We start from the raw sequence: 17,187 nt of genomic DNA, 5'->3' as shown, positions 1-17,187 counted from the left end.
ATCAGCTCGCTTTCATCAAGCGCCCACACTTATCGGCTGTTAATTTTTAAAGAGCATTCTGCGAGGAACTTCGTGTTTCTCAGCAGCGCTGCGTTTTCAGCAGCAGAGAAGCGAGATTATGAACCGTGTTTCGCAATTCGTCAACAACTTTTTACACTACATCGTTGCGACTGCGGGGCTCAACTTCCAGGCCAGTTGCGCGCTCCAGACTCCAGCACACCGCCAACCCTGCTTCCCTCTCCCGCGCTGCGTTTCCGTTAGCGCGAAAGAGGCGTGATTGTAGGCAGCCTCCTCGATCTGCGCAAGGGGTTTCTCAAAAAAATATAAGGCCCCGCACGCTGCCGCGTGCGGGGCCTCATATAGATAGAAGCGGCCGAACCGTCAGGCCGCCACGCGCACCTGGCGCGAGACGATCTCCATATAGTGATCGAGATCCGGCGTCACCTTGCCTTCTTCCTTCGCCATATCGTCCCAGCGGCGCAGACGCAGTGCGTCCTCCGCGAACGGGCGCTGCAGGAACGCCGCCGTCTCCTCTTCACTGAAGATGCCGCCCTGCAGCGCGAGGCTGCGCACCGAGTCCGGCGACAGACTCTCGAAGTAGCCGGCGTCCGTGCGGCACAGGCAGCGCTTCGCGTCGACGTGCAGCCGAATCGGCTCCAGCACCGCGTCGGAAAACAGCGGCCGCAGGAACGGCAGCACGTAATACTGATGCAGATCGTCGATCCCGCGCGCGCTCGGCGTCTCGCCCTGGCGATTCAGCAGATGCCCGAGGTCATGCAGGAACGCCGCCGCGACCAGCGCTTCGTCCGCCCCCGCCTCTTCGGCCAGCAATCCGCTCTGCAATGCATGCTCGAGCTGCGTGACCGGCTCGCCGCTATAGGCCACATGGCCATGCTCGCGATACAGCCCGTGGATCTCTTCCACCGTCAATGCCATTCATTCACTCCCAAGGCAGCGAAAACGTCTTCAGGTTCGTGAAGCTCTTCATCGCCTCCTGAACGCCTTCCTTGTAACCGAGCCCCGAATCCTTGATCCCGCCGAACGGCGACAGCTCGATCCGGTAGCCGGGCACTTCCCATACATTCACCGTGCCGACGTTCAGCTCGTTCACGAACCGCACGACCGCCGCCGTGCTGTCGGTACAGATGCCGGACGACAGCCCGAACACCGTCCCGTTGCTGATCCGGATCGCGTCGTCGATCGTGTCGAACGTGATCACCGGCGATACCGGGCCGAAGGTCTCCTCGCGCACGATCGTCATCGACGGATCGACGTTGTCGAGCACCGTCGGCGCATACAGCGCGCCGCGCCGCACGTTGCCGGTCAGCAGGCGCGCCCCCTGCGCGACCGCCTCTTCCACTCGCGCCTCGAACAGCCGCGCCGCTTCCTCGTCGATCACCGTGCCCATCTCGTTGACGGGATCGAATGGGTCGCCGTACTTCCATGCGCGCGTCTTCTCGACGAGCAGCTCGGTGAACGCGGGCGCGATCGAGCGCTGCACCAGCATCCGCTTGACGGCCGTGCAGCGCTGCCCCGAATTCCGGTACGAGCCGAGCACCGCCAGCGACGTTGCGCGGTCGAGATCGGCATCGTCGAGCACGATCAGCGGATCGTTGCCACCCAGTTCCAGCACGATGCGGCGGTAGCCGGCACGCGCAGCAATCGCCTTGCCGATCGCCACGCCGCCCGTGAAGGTAATCAGCGACGCGTGCGGGTGCGTGACGAGTTCGTCCGCGATCTCGCGCGGATCGCCGGTCAACACCTGCAGCATCGGCTCCGGCAAACCGGCTTCGTACAGCAGGTCGGCCAGGTAGAACGCCGACAGCGGCACCTTCTCCGACGGCTTCACGATCACACGGTTGTTGGTCGCGATCGCCGGCGCGATCTTGTGCGCCACCTGGTTCATCGGATGATTGAACGGCGTGATCGCGACGATCACACCGTCGAGCGGCTGGCGCTGCGAGAACACGCGGCGCGCCTTGCCGTGGGGCGTCAGATCGCACGAGAAACTCTGCGCGTCGTCGCGCAACGCCTCGACCGCCGCAAACTTCAACACGTCGGCCACGCGGCCGATCTCGTAGCGGGAGTCCTGTTTCGACAGCCCCGATTCGAGCGTGATCAGGTCGGAAGCTTCCTCGGTGCGCTCGCGCAGCAGCGCGGCCGCACGCTCGAGGATCTGCGAACGCTCGTAACGCGTGAGCTTCGGCCGGTACGCCATCGCGTAGTCGAACGCCGCACGCACATCGTCGACGCTCGCCAGCGGCGCCGTCCCGACGCGCGTGCCCGTGTAAGGGTCCATGACATCGAGCGTGCGTTCCCGCGTCGCGCGGGTGCCGCACCAGCGCAGCGCCTCAGCACGAAACGCCGGGTGATCGTGTCGGGGATGAGCCATCATGTCGCGACCCGGTTCAGCACGAAATCGAACACGTCGAAGTTGCGCGGGCGACGCGCAGGATCGATCGGCTCGATACGGCGATTGAACAGCAGCGGCACTTCCTGCTCGGACACGCCGCCATGCGAACGCAGCGGCACCGTGAGGCCCGACAGATCGTGTTCGCGCTCGCGCGTGCCGAGCGTCATGTCACGGCGGCCGATCACGACGAGATCGCCGATACGGTCGGCCGGCAGCTCGAAACGGGCGGCGGCTTCCGCGTTGTCGAGCACGAGCTCGACGCCGTCGAGGCCGCCGACGCGCCACATCGCCTCGGCCCGGTCGACGCCCGGCGCCAGATAGACGGTCGCAAACGAGCCGAGCGCGCCGTGGTGCACGACGTACGGATCCGTGATCGGCAGGATCACGCGCGCGGCCTGCGCGCCGTACCAGCCGTCGAAGGCGTCCTGCAGATAGATGACGTTCGGCCGGCCCGTCGCCGGATCGTGCTTGGCGTTCATCCCGTGGTCGGCCGTGAGGCCGATCGCCCAGCCGAGCGCGTCGAGCTGCGCAAGATAGCCGTCCATCATCGCGTAGAACGCGTTCGCGCCCGCACTGCCCGGCTCGCACTTGTGCTGCACGTAATCGGTGGTCGACAGGTACATCAGGTCGACCTGGCGCGTCTGCGCAAGCCGCACGCCGGCCGCGAACACGAATTCGGACAACGCCGCGCTGTAGACGTCCGGCGACGGCAGGCCGACCCAGTCGAGCACGTCGACGATCCCGTTTTCCGCGAGATTCGCCTGCGCGGCCTTCTCGGCCGAAAAGCAGATGCCGTTCAGTTGCCAGCCGAGCAGCCGGCGCAGCTTGTCCTTCGCCGTCACGACGGCGACGCGCGCACCGGCGTCGGCGGCCGCCGCGAGCAGCGTGCCGGCCCGTAGGTAGGCCGGGTCGTTCATCATGACTTCGGCGCCACGCCCGCCGTCGGCGGCCGAATCCCAGAAATAGTTGCCGCAGATCCCGTGGACCGACGGCGGCACGCCGCAGACGATCGACAGGTTGTTCGGGTTGGTGAAGGTCGGCACGACGCAATCGGCGCGCCAGGCCGTGCCTTCCGCGATCATCCGGCCGATGAACGGCGCGACGCCCGCTGCCACCGCCCGTTCGAGATAGTCGTACTCGCAGCCGTCGACGCAGACGACGACGGTCGGCTCGACCGGCAGCCGGTAGTGGCGGCCGTTGACGTCGACGGAACGTCCCGCGAGGCCCGTCGATGCGCCGGCTGCCGACGCGTCACCAGGCTGGCGCAGTGCGAACGCGGCGTTCATGATGCCACCCGCTTGCCGCGCGGCACGCGCGCCGCGATCAGCAGCAGCGCCGCGAGCGACGCGCCGAGCATCAGCAGCGACAGCGCCGATGCCGGAAGGTAATACCCGCGCTCGACCTGGCCGATCACGACGATCGGCACGGTGGCGAAGCCGGGCGGATAAACCGTCAGCGTCGCGCCGAGCTCGCCGAGCGACAGCGCGAAACCGAGCGCGAGGCTCGCGCGCAGCGCGGGCACGAGCTGCGGCAGCAGCACGCGACGCAGCACCATCGCGGGCGGCGCACCGAGGCTTGCCGCGGCCTCGCGCAGCACGGTCAGTTCCGGACGCAGCGCGGCGGCCGCGCAGCGATAGCAGAACGGCAAGATCAGCGCGAGCTGCACGAGCACGACGATCGCCGCCGAGCTCGACAGGTCGACCGGCTTCTGGTGATACGCGATCAGCACCGCGAGCCCGAGCACGACGCTCGGCACACCGTTCGGCACCATCACGAGCGCGTCGACCACCGCGCCAAGGCCGCGCCGGTCGCGCCCTTCGAGCGCCAGCGCAAGCCACAGCCCGAGGATCGTGCCGACCGCGGACACGCCGAAGCCGATTTCCAGGCTCGTCAGCAGCGCATCGTATTCCGGCGACCCGAGCCGCTCGAACCAGCGCAGGCTGTAGCCGGCCGGCAGGATCGTGCCCGACCACTGCGTCGACACGCTCGACAGCGCGACGACGATGACCGGCAACACGAACAGCCAGAAGCACGCGAACGCAGCCAGCGCGAGCGCCGCGCGCGACGCATGCTTGAGCAGCGTGTCGCCCCAGCCGATCTGGTGGCGCGGCACGGCTTGCCCGATACGAAATTCAGCGGACATCGTTTCCTCCCGTCGCACGCCGGTTCACCCGGCGATAAACCGCATACAGCGCCAACGACAGCGCGAGCATCACGACCGCGCCGGCCGACGCGGTCGGCAGGTCGAGGTCGACCGTCGCGCTGCTGTAGATCGCAACCGGCAGCGTCACGAGCCGCGCGCTGCCGAGCACGAGCAGAATCCCGAATTCGTTCAGCGTCAGCAGGAAACACAGCACGGTGCCGGCAGCGATGCCCGGCCACGCGATCGGCAGCACGACGCGACGTGCCAGCATCCAGCCGGACGCGCCGAGGCTGCGCGCGGCTTCGATCAGCCGCAGATCGAGCGTCGCGAACGACGCGAGCGTCGGCCGCACGACGAACGGCGTATAGAACACGGTCTGCGCGAGGATCACGCCGCCGATGCCGAACAGGAAGTTCAGCGGCGGCTCCTCCAGATGGAACAGGTGCTGCAGCGCGATGCTGATCGACCCTTGCGAGCCGTACAGGAAGATCAGCGTGAACGCGACGAGGAACGACGGGAACGCGACGTACAGCTCCAGGAAACGCGTGACGAGCGACGCGCCCGGAAAGGGCTTGAAGAACAGCAGCGCGGCCAGCAGCACGCCGAGCACCGACGCGGTGCCGGCACTCGCGAACAGCACGCCGAGTGTGGTCAGCATCACGCTGCGCGTGTCGGGGTTGCCGAAGAACGTGCGGTACGCGGCGAAACTCAGCCCGTGGTCGCCCGACACGCTCAGCAGCACGAGCCGCACCAGCGGATAGACGACGAGCGGGCCGAGCAGGACGATCGCGAGCGCGGCCAGGTGCAGATCACCCATGCGCTTGCGGCGCCGCGCGGCGGCGGCGTGCGCGGCGGCCGACGCGAGCACGTGCGGCGGCAGGCCGGCTTCAGGGCTCGATAAGGACGACATCGTCTGCCTCGCAATGCAGGGAAACGCGCGCACCGCGCTCGGGAGCCGCACCGCGGCCGCGTTGCATCGTGACGCGCACCGGCTCGTCGGGGGCCGCATCGATCGTGACCGCGATCGACAGGTCCGCGCCCTGCCATTCGACGGACGACACCGTGCCGTGCAGCCCGCCCGCGGCGGGCGGCATCAGGGTCAGGCGCTCGGGGCGCACGCAGGCCACCTTGCCGCGCACTTCGTGGCGCGGATCGCCGAGCGGGAAGATCACGTGCGGCGGCAGCAGGTTCGCCGGGCCGAGATAGCGTGCGACGTAGCCGTCCTGCGGCGCGTCGTACAGCTGCTGCGGCGTACCGAGCTGCGCGATGTGGCCGTCGCGCATCAGCAGCGCGCGATCGGACAGCACGAGGGCGTCGTCGCGGTCGTGCGTCACGCAGACGACGGTCAGGTTCGGCAGGCGCTCGTGCAGCGCCTTCAGTTCGCTGCGCACCGACGCGCGCAGGTTGGCGTCGAGCGCCGATAGCGGTTCGTCGAGCAGCAGCACGTCCGGCTCGATCACGAGCGCGCGCGCCAGCGCGACGCGCTGCTGCATCCCGCCCGACAGTTGCGCGGGCAGGTGATGGCCCGCATCGCCGAGCTGCACGAGCTTCAGCGCATCGGCGACGCGGCGCGTCACTTCCGACGACGCCATGCCGCGTGCGCGCAGCCCGAATGCGACATTCTCGAACACCGTCAGGTGCGGGAACAGCGCGTAATTCTGGAACAGCAGACCGAGATTGCGCTTGTGCGGCGGCGCATAGGTCAGGTCGCGCCCGGCCACGGTCAGCGTGCCGGTCAGGCCGTCGGCCTTCACGAACCCGGCGATGAAGCGCAGCAGCGTGGTCTTGCCGCAGCCGCTCTTGCCGAGCACGGTCAGAAATTCACCGGCACCGATCGACAGCGACAGATCTTCCAGCACCGTGCGTGCGCCGTAGCGCACGCTCAGGTGTTCGATCTGCACGCCGTCCGGCGCGCCGGACCGCAGCGTTGCCCGCGGTTCGGCGGCGCCGAATGCGCCGGGATGGGTCAGGGTGGTGTCCACCGGGTTCATCCTCTTGCTCACAAATACAGGCGGCGTGCGCCGATCACTTCGGCTTGACGACGTCGAGCTGCTTGCCCGAACTGCCGATCACGTCCTTCTTCCAGCGCTCGATCCACACCGGCTTCTTCGCCATCACCTGGGCCCAGTCGACCGGGATCAGCTTCACGCCCGCGATCGCCTTCTTGACCGCTTCGCCGTTCTTGCCGGCCAGCGGCACGTCCGTGCGGCCCGGGATGCCGTACATGTCCGGCACCTTCGACTGCACGTCCGTCGACATCAGGTAGTCGATCAGCTTCTTGCCGGCGTCCTGGTTCGGGCCGCTCTTGATCAGGCCGATGCCGTACGGGAGCTGGAACGTGGTCGGCTGGTCGCCTTCCTTCGCGGCCAGGAAGATCGGCTTGACGGACAGCGCGCCGTGTTCGGCGTCGTCGAGGTCCATCTGCAGGTCGCCGTTCGCGACGCTGATTTCGTTACGCGACAGCAGCACGTTCAGGTAGCCCGTGCCCTTCGTGTGGAACTTCACGCTCTGCGACAGCTTCGCGAGGTAGTCGAACGCCTTGTCCTCGCCCATCAGCGACGTCGTCAGGATCAGCACGGCCATCCCGTCGCCGGCGGTGGCCGGGTTCGAGTACGCGACCTTGCCGGCGTAGGCCGGCGCGAGCAGGTCGGCGAACGTCTTCGGCTGGTTCTTCACGACGTCCGGGTTGATCGCGAACGAGAAGTAATTGTTCACGAACGTCGCCCACGTGCCGTCTTCGGCCTTCGCGATGGCCGGCACGTTCTTGTAGTTCACGCTCTGGTACGGCTGCAGCAGGCCCATCTGGCCAGCTTGCTGAATGAACGGCGGCAGCGTGACGATCACGTCGGCCTTCGGGGAGTTCTTCTCGATGTTCGCGCGGTTGACGACTTCACCGCTGCCCGCCGTCACGATGTTGACCTTGACGCCTTCCTTCTTCTCGAAAGCCGGCAGCACATCGCGATAGAGGTTCTCGAGGCCGTCTGCCGTATACAGCACGACCGCGTTCGCCGCATGTGCGGGCAGCGCGGCGCCCATCAGGCCGGCGACGCTGGCGGCCAGCGCAAGCTTGCGGAACGCGCCGGCAGCGGCGCGCGAGGGTTTCTGCAGTGTCATCTGACTTCTCCGTAGGCGGAACACCAAATGGCCGGGGCACGATCCGGCTCTCCTGTTATCTCCGGGCAAGGCCGATCGACGGCCCGCCTCGCTACCGCGCCGAGGTGAGGTTTCGCGCGGCAAGCGAAGGATCACAGCGTTCGATGACAAACCCGTGACGAATGCGGCAATTTCCAAAAAATGACACATTTTGCCAATATCATGCAAGTCATTCAGAAATGCTTCCCGGCGTTTCTTCCGACCTTTGCAGAGGAAAACCATGTCCGATCCGATTCTTCTTACGCCTGGCCCGCTCACCACGTCCGCCACAACGCGCCACGCAATGCAACACGACTGGGGCTCGTGGGATGCCGCGTTCAATCAACTGACGGCCAGCGTCTGCGCGGATCTCGTCGCGATCGCGCACGGCGGCGATGAATACGTGTGCGTGCCGATGCAGGGTAGCGGCACGTTCTCCGTCGAAGCCGCGCTCGGCACGCTGGTGCCGCGTGACGGCGTCGTGCTGGTGCCCGACAACGGCGCGTACTGCGCGCGCATCCTGAAGATCCTCGGCCGGCTGGGTATCGAAGCCATCGCGTTGCCGTTCGGCGAGGACGCGGCCGTCGATCCGGCCGCGCTCGAAGCCGCGTTCGTGCGCGAGCCGCGCATCACGCACGTCGCGCAGGTGCATCTGGAGACGAGCGCCGGGATCCTGAACCCGCTCGACGACATCGCCGCCGTGTGCCGGCGCCGCGGCAAGCGGCTGATCGTCGACGCGATGAGCTCGTTCGGCGCGCTGCCGATCACGCTGGCCGGTAGCGGCATCGATGCGCTGATCTCGGCGAGCGGCAAATGCCTGGAAGGCGTGCCGGGGATGGGGTTCGCGATCGTGCGGCGCGACGCGCTCGACGCGAGCGAAGGCAACTCGCCGTCGCTCGCGCTCGATCTCCACGATCAATACGCGTACCTGCGCAAGACGGGCCAGTGGCGCTTCACGCCGCCGACGCACGTGATCGCCGCGCTGCGCGCCGCACTCGATCAGTACCTCGCCGAAGGCGGCCAGCCGGCGCGCGGCGCGCGCTATGTGGATAACTGCCGGACGCTGGTCGATTCGATGCGCGCGCTCGGCTTCACGCCGTTCCTCGATGCGAGCGTACAGGCGCCGGTGATCGTCACGTTCCACGCGCCCGACCACCCGGCCTACGATTTCCGCCGCTTCTACGACGCGGTGCGCGACGCGGGCTTCATCCTGTATCCGGGCAAGCTCACGCAGCTCGAGACGTTCCGTGTCGGCTGCATCGGCGCGATCGACTCGAACGATATCCGCCGCGCGGTCGCGGCCATTGCGCAGGCGGTCGAATCGCTCGGCATCGCAGTTCAGCGCGCGTAAGCGCCGTACCACGCAAAAAAGCCCGGCGGCCTTGCGGCTGCCGGGCTGACGCACAGGATCTGCGTGGAGCCGGTGCTTACAGCTCGATCCGCTTGATGTCGCCGACCACGAAGATGTACGACGCCGCACCGACCAGCGCGATCACGCCGATGAACACGAGCGCGCCGACGAACGACCCGGTCGACGCGACGATGAAGCCGACCACGAGCGGCGTGACGATGCCCGCCAGGTTCGCCGCGAAGTTGAAGATGCCGCCCGTGACGCCGAGCAGGCCGTCCGGCGCGATGTCCGACACGAGCGTCCAGCCGAGGGCAGCCATCCCCTGCGCGAAGAACGCGACCGACATGATCGCGATCACGGCCTCGTTGCTCTGCACGTAGTTCGCGAGAATGATCGTCGATGCGAGCAGCAGGCCCGCGATGATCGGCAGCTTGCGCGCGAGGTTCGCGGACTTGCCGCGACGCAGCAGCCAGTCGGAGAAGATCCCGCCGAACATCACGCCGACCGACGCGGCGATGAACGGCATCACCGCGAAGAAGCCGATCTTCAGCCAGCCCATGTGGCGTTCGGTGGCGAGGTAGGTCGGGAACCAGGTCAGGAAGAACACGAGCGTCGAGTTGCCGGCGAACTGGCCGAGGCAGATGCCCGCAAGCTGGCGCTTCTTCACCAGTTGGCCGACCATCGACCAGCTGAACTTGGCCTGCGCCGGCTTGTCGCCCTTGTCGCCGCTCTTGCGCGCACCGTGTACGAGACCGCCGCCCGCCTCGATATAGGCCAGCTCCTCCGAGTTCGCACCCGGATGGTTGCGCGGCTCGTGATAGAACTTCCACCAGACCAGGCCGAACACGATACCCACCGCGCCGACGACCCAGAACAGCGAGCGCCAGCCGAACGCACCCATCAGCGCGAACAGCACCGGGCTGAAGAACGCCAGGCCGATGTACTCGCCGACGGTGTAGGTACCCGTCGCCATCGCACGCTCGTTCTGCGGGAACCACGTCGCGACGACGCGGCTGTTGGTCGGGAAGCACGGCGCTTCCGTCACGCCGAGGCCGAGCCGGCAAGCGAGCAGCGTCGCGACGCCCGGCACGAAGCCTTGCAGGAACGTGCACAGCGACCACAGCGTCATCGACCAGTAATAGGTGATCTTGCTGCCGAAGCGGTCGAGGAACAGGCCGCCGGGAACCTGCATCGCGACATACGTCCACGAAAACGCGGAAAACATGATGCCCATCACGGCCGCGTTGATGCCGAGCTCCTTGGTGAGCTGAGGCGCAGCCACCCCCAGCACGGTGCGGTCGAGATAGTTGATCATCGTGCCGATCGCGAGCAGCGCGAGAATCTTGTAGCGCGCCGAAGTGCGCCGGACGGTGCCGGCCGCCTGCGCCGGCGCGGCGCTCGTGTGGGTGGTGTGCTGCATGGTCGTCTCCTGGTCTCTCTTTATGGAAGGGGTCAGCGCGCGACGAGCGACTGAAAGTGTTCGAACATCCGCTCGGCGTCGGGCGTGCGTCCGGTGAAGATCTCGAACGCGTCGACCGCCTGGTAGACGGCCATCCCGCCGCCCGGCAGCGTGGCGCAACCGGCCGCGCGCGCCGCGTGGATCAGTTCGGTTTCGAGCGGGAAGTACACGATGTCGGCCACCCACATGCCCGCGTGGAGCAGGTCGGCCGGCAGCGGCAGGCCCGGATGCTTGGCCATGCCGGTGGGCGTGCAGTGGATCAGGCCCGTCGCGGCGCGCATCGAGGCCGCGAGATCGTCGCCCTGCACGACGCGTGCCGCCGGGAAGCGCTGCTGCAACTCGGCCGCGAGCGCGGCGGCGCGCGTGCCGTCGACATCGAAAATCGTCAGCTCGGCCGCGCCCATTTGCAGCGCCGCATGCGCCACGGCCGCGCCCGCGCCGCCCGCGCCGAGCTGGACGACGCGTTCGAGCGACGCGTCGGGCAACCCGCGGCGGAACGATTTCGCGAAACCCGACCAGTCGGTGTTGTGGCCGATCCGCTTGCCGTCCTTGAACAGCACGGTGTTCACCGCGCCGAGCGCGCGCGCATCGTCCGACAGTTCATCGAGGTGCTCGATCACGCGCTGCTTGCACGGATGCGTGATGTTCAGCCCGTTGAAGCCCATCCGCTGCGCGGCGTCGAGCAGTTGCGGCAGGGCGTCGACGGTCACGCCCAGCACGTCGAGATCGATGCGCCGGTAGACATAGCCGAACCCCTGGCGGAACCCTTCTTCCTCGTGCATCGCGGGCGACAGCGAGCCGCCGATGCCCTGGCCGATCAGGCCGATCAGAAACGACGGGCGGCTCATCGTGCGGCTCCCTGCGCGAACAGCGTCGCCAGACGCTGCAGCGCGAACACGTAGCCCTCGGTGCCGCAGCCGCAGATCACGGCTTCGGCGAGCGCCGACACATAGGAATGGTGCCGGAACGCCTCGCGGCGATGCACGTTCGAGATATGCACTTCGATCACCGGCTTCGCGATCGCGGAAAGCGCATCGGCCAGCGCCACCGACGTATGCGTATAGGCGGCCGGGTTGATCACGATGCCGTGCGTGTCGTGACGGGCGGCGTGCAGCCAGTCGATCAACTGGTGCTCGGCGTTCGACTGGCGAAAGTCGATTTCCAGCCCGAGCGCCTCGCCCGCCGTACGGCAGCGCTGCTCGACGTCGGCCAGCGTTTCCGCGCCGTAGATATGGGGCTCGCGGGTGCCCAACAAATTCAGGTTCGGGCCGTTCAGCACGAGCACCTTGTGCTTGCTCATCGTGTTTCTGCTCCTGAAACAGGGGCAGACCACGATCGGCGCCGCCCCGAAGACATCGGAATGTGGCGCTAGTGTGCGCCCGTGCAAGCGGGCTGTCTTTTCGGGTTTTCGCTAATTTGTACCACCTAGTTAGTTTGTACAATACGCATCACTAGCCCAGTAAATTCGGGATATGGCGTTCGCGACGAATTCAATGACTGGTTCATTCAGGGTCGATTCGACCGGCGCCATGCCCCGCTCATCCGCAGGAATCGCCCATGCAGCGCTCGATCGCCACCGTGTCACTGTCCGGCACGCTCGCCGAGAAACTCGCCGCCATCCAGGCCGCAGGCTTCGACGGCGTCGAAATCTTCGAAAACGACCTCGTCTACTTCGATGGATCGCCGGCCGACGTCCGGCGCATGGCCGCCGATCTCGGCCTCGACATCGTGCTGTTCCAGCCCTTTCGCGACTTCGAGGGGGTGAGCGCGGCCCAGCTCGCCCGCAACCTCGACCGGATCAAGCGCAAGTTCGACGTGATGCATGCACTCGGCACCGACCGCATCCTGGTATGCAGCAACGTGTCGGCCGACACGATCGCGGACGACGGGCTGCTCGTCGACCAGCTCGGCGCGCTCGCCGAAGCCGCGCGGCAGGCCGGCGTGGTCGCCGCGTACGAAGCGCTCGCGTGGGGCCGCGTCGTGAAGCGCTACGGCCATGCGTGGAAACTCGTGAATGCCGTGAACAGCCCGCATCTCGGCCTGGCGCTCGACAGCTTCCACACACTGTCGCTCGACGATTCGCCGGACGCGATCGCGGACATCCCCGGCGACCGGATCGCGTTCGTGCAGATCGCCGATGCGCCGAAGCTCGCGATGGACGTGCTCGAATGGAGCCGCCATTTCCGCTCGTTCCCGGGCCAGGGCGACTTCGACCTTGCACGCTTCACCGCGCGCGTGATCGAGTCGGGCTATACGGGGCCGCTGTCGCTCGAGATCTTCAACGACGGCTTCCGCGCCGCGCCGACCGCGATCACGGCTGCCGACGGTCATCGTTCGCTGCTCTATCTGGAAGAACTGACGCGCGAGCGGCTCGCGCAGGACGGCCGCGCGCCGGCCGCCGGCCAGCCGCTGTTCGCGCCGCCGGCGCCGCCCGCGCACGTCGGGTTCCAGTTCATCGAATTCGCGGTCGACGCGCAGGCGGCGGCGACCGTCGGCGAGTGGCTCGGCCGGATGCGCTTCCGGCTCGCGGGCCGCCATCGCTCGAAGGACGTGACGCTGTTCCAGCACGGCGCCGCATCGATCGTGCTGAACGCCGAGCGCGACTCGTTCGCCGACGCGTTCTTCCAGCAGCACGGGCTGTCGCTGTGCGCATCGGCATTCCGTGTCGACGACGCGAAAGTGGCGTTCGAGCGCGCAGCCGGCTTCGGCTATGCGCCGTTCTCCGGCCGCGTCGGGCCGAACGAGCGCGTGCTGCCGAGCGTGCAGGCGCCGGACGGCAGCCTCGAATACTTCGTCGACGAAGCGCCGAACGCGCCGACGCTGTACGAATCGGATTTCGTGCTGACCGACATCGACGGCCCGAGCGAAGTCGGCCCGCTCACGGGTATCGACCACGTGTGCCTCGCACTGCCGGCCGACGCGCTCGATACGTGGATCCTGTTCTTCAAGACGGCATTCGGCTTCGAGGCGGAACGCAGCTGGCTCGTGCCCGACCCGTACGGGCTGATGCGCAGCCGCGCGGTGCGCAGCGCCGACGGCTCGGTGCGGATCGCGCTGAACGCGTCCGTCGACCGGCACACGGCGGTCGCCGAATCGCTCGACCGCTACCACGGCACGGGGCTGAACCACGTCGCGTTCCGCACGGACGACATCGTGAAGACGATCGCCGCGTTCGCAGCCGACGGCATTCCGTTCCTGCGCATTCCGCCGAACTACTACGACGATCTCGCCGCACGCTACGCGCTGCCGGACGACCTGATCGACACGCTGAGCACGCATCACCTGCTGTACGACCGTGACGAGCACGGCGGCGAATTCCTGCACGCGTATACAGAACTGGTCGACAACCGCTTCTCGCTCGAGATCGTCGAGCGGCGCGGCGGATACGACGGCTACGGCGCGACGAATGCGGCCGTGCGGCTCGCCGCCCAGGCGCAGCGCAGGAAATAAGGGAAGGAAGCGGGCAGGGATTCAAGGGGCGCATCACATTCGCGGCCTGTGGCTGCTTCAAAGGGCCGCATCCTGGGTGCACCATCGTGGGGAATCGCTCGGCCGCGCCTCCATCCGCGCGGCTCGCCACGATCGGGCGGGAAACCGCATTCCATATGGCGTTACATCCGGTAACCCGTACCGCAGCGCAGCATTCCGTCGCCCACCGCGGTTTTAAGAATCGCTTAAGTCTTCGACGGCACCATCCGCAACCAGTACCCGATGGTTATCTCGAAAAGGAGGAAAGCGATGAGCGCCGTAGAAGCACCCGCGGGCCGCCCGGCCGCGCCCCCTGCAAAGAAGACGATGCTGCGCCGCCTGCTCAGTCATCATGAAATCGCGACGCTGCTCGTGCTGCTGCACGCACCGATCGGCGCCAATGCCAAACCCGAACTGCCTGCGCTGCAGGAAGCCGGTCTCGTCGAGATGGTCAAGCTCGACACCGAAACGGCACCCAGCTTCCGGCTGACCGAAGACGGCACCGCCGTCCTGAAAGGGCTCGGCTACCGCTGAGCCGCCGTTTTCATCCCTTTCCCGCTTTCCCGCATCACCCCGATTCCCAGCGACCCGCCGGCCCTGTCGGCGTGTCGCGTCACCCCGCCCGCTCCTGCAGCATCAACCGGTATTCCGTCGGCGTGACGCCGACCGTCGCCTTGAACTGGCGCGTGAACGCGCTGTGGTCCGTATAGCCGCATAGCGCCGCGACGTCGGTCACCTTGTCGTGCGTGACGAGCAGCGCGGTGGCCGCATCGAGCCGCGTCTTCAGCAGCACCTGGCGCGGCGTCAGGTGGAACACCTTGTGGAAGTAGCGCTCGAGCTGCGCGACCGACATCCCCGCCATCTGCGCGAGATGCTTCAGGTTCAGCGGCTGCACGTAGTGATCCTGGATGTGCTGGACGACGTCGGCGAGCCGGCTGTACGCCGGGTGCGATCCCTCGTGTGCCTTCAGGTCGCGCGAGATGCCCGCGAGGCCGACGACCCTGCCCGCGGCGTCGCGCAGCGGCTCCTTGCAGGTCAGGCACCAGCCCGGCTGACGGCCCGGATACAGGTGCAGCTCGAGCTGGTCCATCAGTTGCTGGCCGGCGTTGATCGTCGCCATGTCCTGCTCGAAATAGCTGCGGCCGAAGCGGCGCGGAAACACTTCGTCGGCCGTCTTGCCGAGCAGGTCGCGCTTGTCCTTGTAGCCGCAGCGCATCGCCAGCGTGCGATTGACGATCGCGTAGCGGCCGCTCGCATCCTTCACGAAGAACGCGACGTCCGGCAGTGCATCGAACACCGGTTCGAGCAGGCGGAAGTGCGCAAGCATCGCGCCGAAATCGGCGTTGTCGGGCTGGTAGCGCAACGGTTCGGACAGGCTCATGGGCGGTACGGCAAGCAAGGGCGTCATCCCGGCAACCGCAATGCGAGTGGCAGATGGCGTCGATTATAGAAGCGCCCCTTCGATCGCGTCGCGCCGATCGCAAAGGCGGGCAAGTTGGCGGCGGCCGTCGCGTCGCGGCGCGCCGCCGATCGGCCGGCCGGCATCGTCACGCGACATACGTTGCGTGCGCAACCACTGCGTCGAGCGTGCGGCGGCCGGCGGCGAATCCGCTTGTGTCGACGCAGCCACCACGCGTGCGCCGGTGCCGACACGCCGCGCGCGGACTGGCGCACTCGCACGCCGGCACCGTACGCCCGAACTTGCCAGCATAGAAATGCGGACGTGCAGCGTCTTGGCGCGTTTGCGCATTCGGCGTGACGATTTCGGCATATATCAGGGTTATCGACGATATGCCGATATCGTCGCCGCCCACGCATCGAACGCGCAAGACGCACGCATTTTCGCTATCTAGACTTCGCTTCACGGTCACGAGACGACCTCACGCCGCGGCAGCAATCGGCATGCATGGCCTGCGGCATCGGCCATCGGGCGCGCCGATTCCGGCACAGCCCGGACAGCACGCGGCAAGCACGCACGGCCCTCGCATCGGCCTGCCGACCGAACCGTCTCGCCCGGTTTACCGGCGCCGGCCCGCCAGCCGGCGGCGGCCCAACCACGCCATCAAGGGGAAGTGAAAGTGAAGCTGAAGGTATCGCACGTCGCGCTGGCCGCTGCCTGCGCACTGTCGGGCACGCACGCCATCGCCGCCGACGTCGTCAAGATCGGTTTCGCCGCACCGCTGACCGGCCCGCAGTCGAACTACGGCACGGACATGCAGAAGGGCGTGCAACTCGCGATCGCCGATTTCAACGCGACGCGTCCGACCATCGGCGGCAAGCCCGTCACGTTCCAGCTCGACTCGCAGGACGACCAGGCCGACCCGCGCACCGGCACGACCGTCGCGCAGCGGCTGATCGACGACAACGTCCGCGGGATCATCGGGCACTTCAACTCGGGCACGAGCATTCCCGCATCCGACCTGTACGATCGCGCGGGGCTGCCGCAGATCTCGATGGCCACGTCGCCGCAATACACGGCGCGCGGCTACAAGACGACCTACCGGCTGCTGACGAGCGACGCGCAGGCGGGCCGCATCGTCGGCACGTACGCGGTGAAGACGCTGCGCTTCAAGCGCATCGCGATCATCGACGACCGCACGGCCTACGGCCAGGGCATCGCCGACGAATTCGCGAAGGCCGTCGAAGCGGCGGGCGGCACGATCATCAAGCGCGACTTCACGAACGACAAGGCGCTCGATTTCTCCGCGATCCTGACCAACCTCAAGGGGATGAACCCGGACGCGATCTTCTACGGGGGCGGCGACGCGCAATCGTCGCCGATGATCCGCAAGATGCGCCAGCTCGGGATGAAGTCGGCGTTCGTGACGGGCGAGATGTCGCGCTCGCCGACGTTCCTGAAGGTCGGCGGCGACGCGGCCGAAGGCGCGATCGTCTACATGGGCGGGCTGCCGAAGGAAAAGATGCCCGGCTTCGCCGGCTACGCGGCACGCTACAAGGCGCGCTTCAACGAAGACGTGATCACCTACTCGCCGTACGCGTATGACGGCACGATCGCGCTGCTCACCGCGATGAAGGACGCGAACTCGACCGACCCGAAGGTGTACACGCCGTATCTCGGCAAGGTGTCGGTCAAGGGCGTGTCGGCCCCCAGCATCGCGTACGACACGAAGGGCGACCTGAGGGATGCGCCGGTGACGATCTACAAGGTCGAGCACGGCGCGTTCAAGCCGGTCGATACGATCGCCGGCAACTGATACGTA

Annotated in this window: 15 protein-coding genes; 4 read left to right on the top strand and 11 right to left on the bottom strand. The window is 67.1% G+C overall.

Annotated features, from left to right (window positions below; all coding sequences use genetic code 11):
* Positions 1-381: 381 nt before the first annotated feature.
* The 7 genes from CFB43_RS19355 to phnS are packed head-to-tail and all read right to left on the bottom strand — an operon-like array spanning position 382 to position 7,670.
* On the bottom strand, positions 382-936 hold the full coding sequence (locus CFB43_RS19355; RefSeq protein ID WP_089496165.1) for a phosphonate degradation HD-domain oxygenase: 555 nt from the start codon (positions 934-936) through the stop codon (positions 382-384).
* Positions 937-940: 4 nt separating this feature from the next.
* Complete coding sequence (phnY, locus tag CFB43_RS19350; protein ID WP_089496164.1) at positions 941-2,395, bottom strand: phosphonoacetaldehyde dehydrogenase; 1,455 nt, start codon at positions 2,393-2,395, stop codon at positions 941-943.
* Complete coding sequence (phnA, locus tag CFB43_RS19345) at positions 2,392-3,699, bottom strand: phosphonoacetate hydrolase (RefSeq protein WP_179254857.1); 1,308 nt, start codon at positions 3,697-3,699, stop codon at positions 2,392-2,394. Before phnA ends, phnY begins: the two co-directional genes overlap by 4 nt.
* Complete coding sequence (phnV, locus tag CFB43_RS19340; protein ID WP_089496163.1) at positions 3,696-4,556, bottom strand: 2-aminoethylphosphonate ABC transport system, membrane component PhnV; 861 nt, start codon at positions 4,554-4,556, stop codon at positions 3,696-3,698. The genes phnA and phnV overlap by 4 nt, the downstream gene beginning before the upstream one ends.
* On the bottom strand, positions 4,546-5,466 hold the full coding sequence (locus CFB43_RS19335; protein ID WP_089441586.1) for a 2-aminoethylphosphonate ABC transporter permease subunit: 921 nt from the start codon (positions 5,464-5,466) through the stop codon (positions 4,546-4,548). Before CFB43_RS19335 ends, phnV begins: the two co-directional genes overlap by 11 nt.
* The gene (gene phnT, locus CFB43_RS19330; protein WP_089496162.1) at positions 5,444-6,547 is read right to left on the bottom strand and encodes a 2-aminoethylphosphonate ABC transport system ATP-binding subunit PhnT; all 1,104 of its coding nucleotides are present in this window, start codon (positions 6,545-6,547) and stop codon (positions 5,444-5,446) included. The genes CFB43_RS19335 and phnT overlap by 23 nt, the downstream gene beginning before the upstream one ends.
* A 34-nt stretch (positions 6,548-6,581) precedes the next feature.
* Positions 6,582-7,670 (bottom strand): 2-aminoethylphosphonate ABC transporter substrate-binding protein, encoded by a 1,089-nt coding sequence (gene phnS, locus CFB43_RS19325; RefSeq protein ID WP_089496161.1) that lies wholly within the window; start codon positions 7,668-7,670, stop codon positions 6,582-6,584.
* Positions 7,671-7,929: 259 nt separating this feature from the next.
* Here phnS and CFB43_RS19320 point away from each other — a divergent pair, with 259 nt between their 5' ends.
* The gene (locus CFB43_RS19320) at positions 7,930-9,039 is read left to right on the top strand and encodes a 2-aminoethylphosphonate--pyruvate transaminase (protein WP_089496160.1); all 1,110 of its coding nucleotides are present in this window, start codon (positions 7,930-7,932) and stop codon (positions 9,037-9,039) included.
* Between the two features lie 76 nt (positions 9,040-9,115).
* Here the strand turns inward: CFB43_RS19320 and CFB43_RS19315 are convergent, their stop codons facing one another.
* The 3 genes from CFB43_RS19315 to aroQ are packed head-to-tail and all read right to left on the bottom strand — an operon-like array spanning position 9,116 to position 11,798.
* On the bottom strand, positions 9,116-10,459 hold the full coding sequence (locus tag CFB43_RS19315; RefSeq protein ID WP_089496159.1) for an MFS transporter: 1,344 nt from the start codon (positions 10,457-10,459) through the stop codon (positions 9,116-9,118).
* Between the two features lie 32 nt (positions 10,460-10,491).
* Positions 10,492-11,346: a shikimate dehydrogenase gene (locus CFB43_RS19310; protein ID WP_089496158.1), complete on the bottom strand. Its 855-nt coding sequence runs from the start codon at positions 11,344-11,346 to the stop codon at positions 10,492-10,494.
* Complete coding sequence (gene aroQ / locus CFB43_RS19305; protein ID WP_089429019.1) at positions 11,343-11,798, bottom strand: type II 3-dehydroquinate dehydratase; 456 nt, start codon at positions 11,796-11,798, stop codon at positions 11,343-11,345. The genes CFB43_RS19310 and aroQ overlap by 4 nt, the downstream gene beginning before the upstream one ends.
* A gap of 257 nt (positions 11,799-12,055) precedes the next feature.
* Here aroQ and CFB43_RS19300 point away from each other — a divergent pair, with 257 nt between their 5' ends.
* Together CFB43_RS19300 and CFB43_RS19295 are read left to right on the top strand one after the other, a co-directional pair.
* Positions 12,056-13,948 carry a bifunctional sugar phosphate isomerase/epimerase/4-hydroxyphenylpyruvate dioxygenase family protein gene (locus CFB43_RS19300; protein ID WP_089496157.1) on the top strand — a complete coding sequence of 631 codons (1,893 nt, stop codon included), beginning with the start codon at positions 12,056-12,058 and terminating at the stop codon, positions 13,946-13,948.
* A 288-nt stretch (positions 13,949-14,236) separates the two neighbouring features.
* Complete coding sequence (locus CFB43_RS19295) at positions 14,237-14,500, top strand: hypothetical protein (RefSeq protein ID WP_039367795.1); 264 nt, start codon at positions 14,237-14,239, stop codon at positions 14,498-14,500.
* 79 nt (positions 14,501-14,579) lie between these two features.
* Here CFB43_RS19295 and CFB43_RS19290 read toward each other — a convergent pair whose 3' ends face one another.
* The gene (locus CFB43_RS19290; protein ID WP_089459046.1) at positions 14,580-15,374 is read right to left on the bottom strand and encodes an AraC family transcriptional regulator; all 795 of its coding nucleotides are present in this window, start codon (positions 15,372-15,374) and stop codon (positions 14,580-14,582) included.
* Between the two features lie 670 nt (positions 15,375-16,044).
* On the opposite strand from CFB43_RS19290, the gene CFB43_RS19280 reads away from it, so the two are divergent.
* Positions 16,045-17,181: a branched-chain amino acid ABC transporter substrate-binding protein gene (locus CFB43_RS19280; RefSeq protein WP_089496155.1), complete on the top strand. Its 1,137-nt coding sequence runs from the start codon at positions 16,045-16,047 to the stop codon at positions 17,179-17,181.
* Positions 17,182-17,187 lie beyond the last annotated feature (6 nt).

Origin of the sequence: Burkholderia sp. AU15512 (assembly GCF_002223325.1) — a bacterium.
In the GTDB taxonomy this organism is placed as follows: domain Bacteria; phylum Pseudomonadota; class Gammaproteobacteria; order Burkholderiales; family Burkholderiaceae; genus Burkholderia.
Note: the sequence above shows the minus strand (reverse complement) of the source record. Positions and strands in the feature narration are given on the sequence as shown.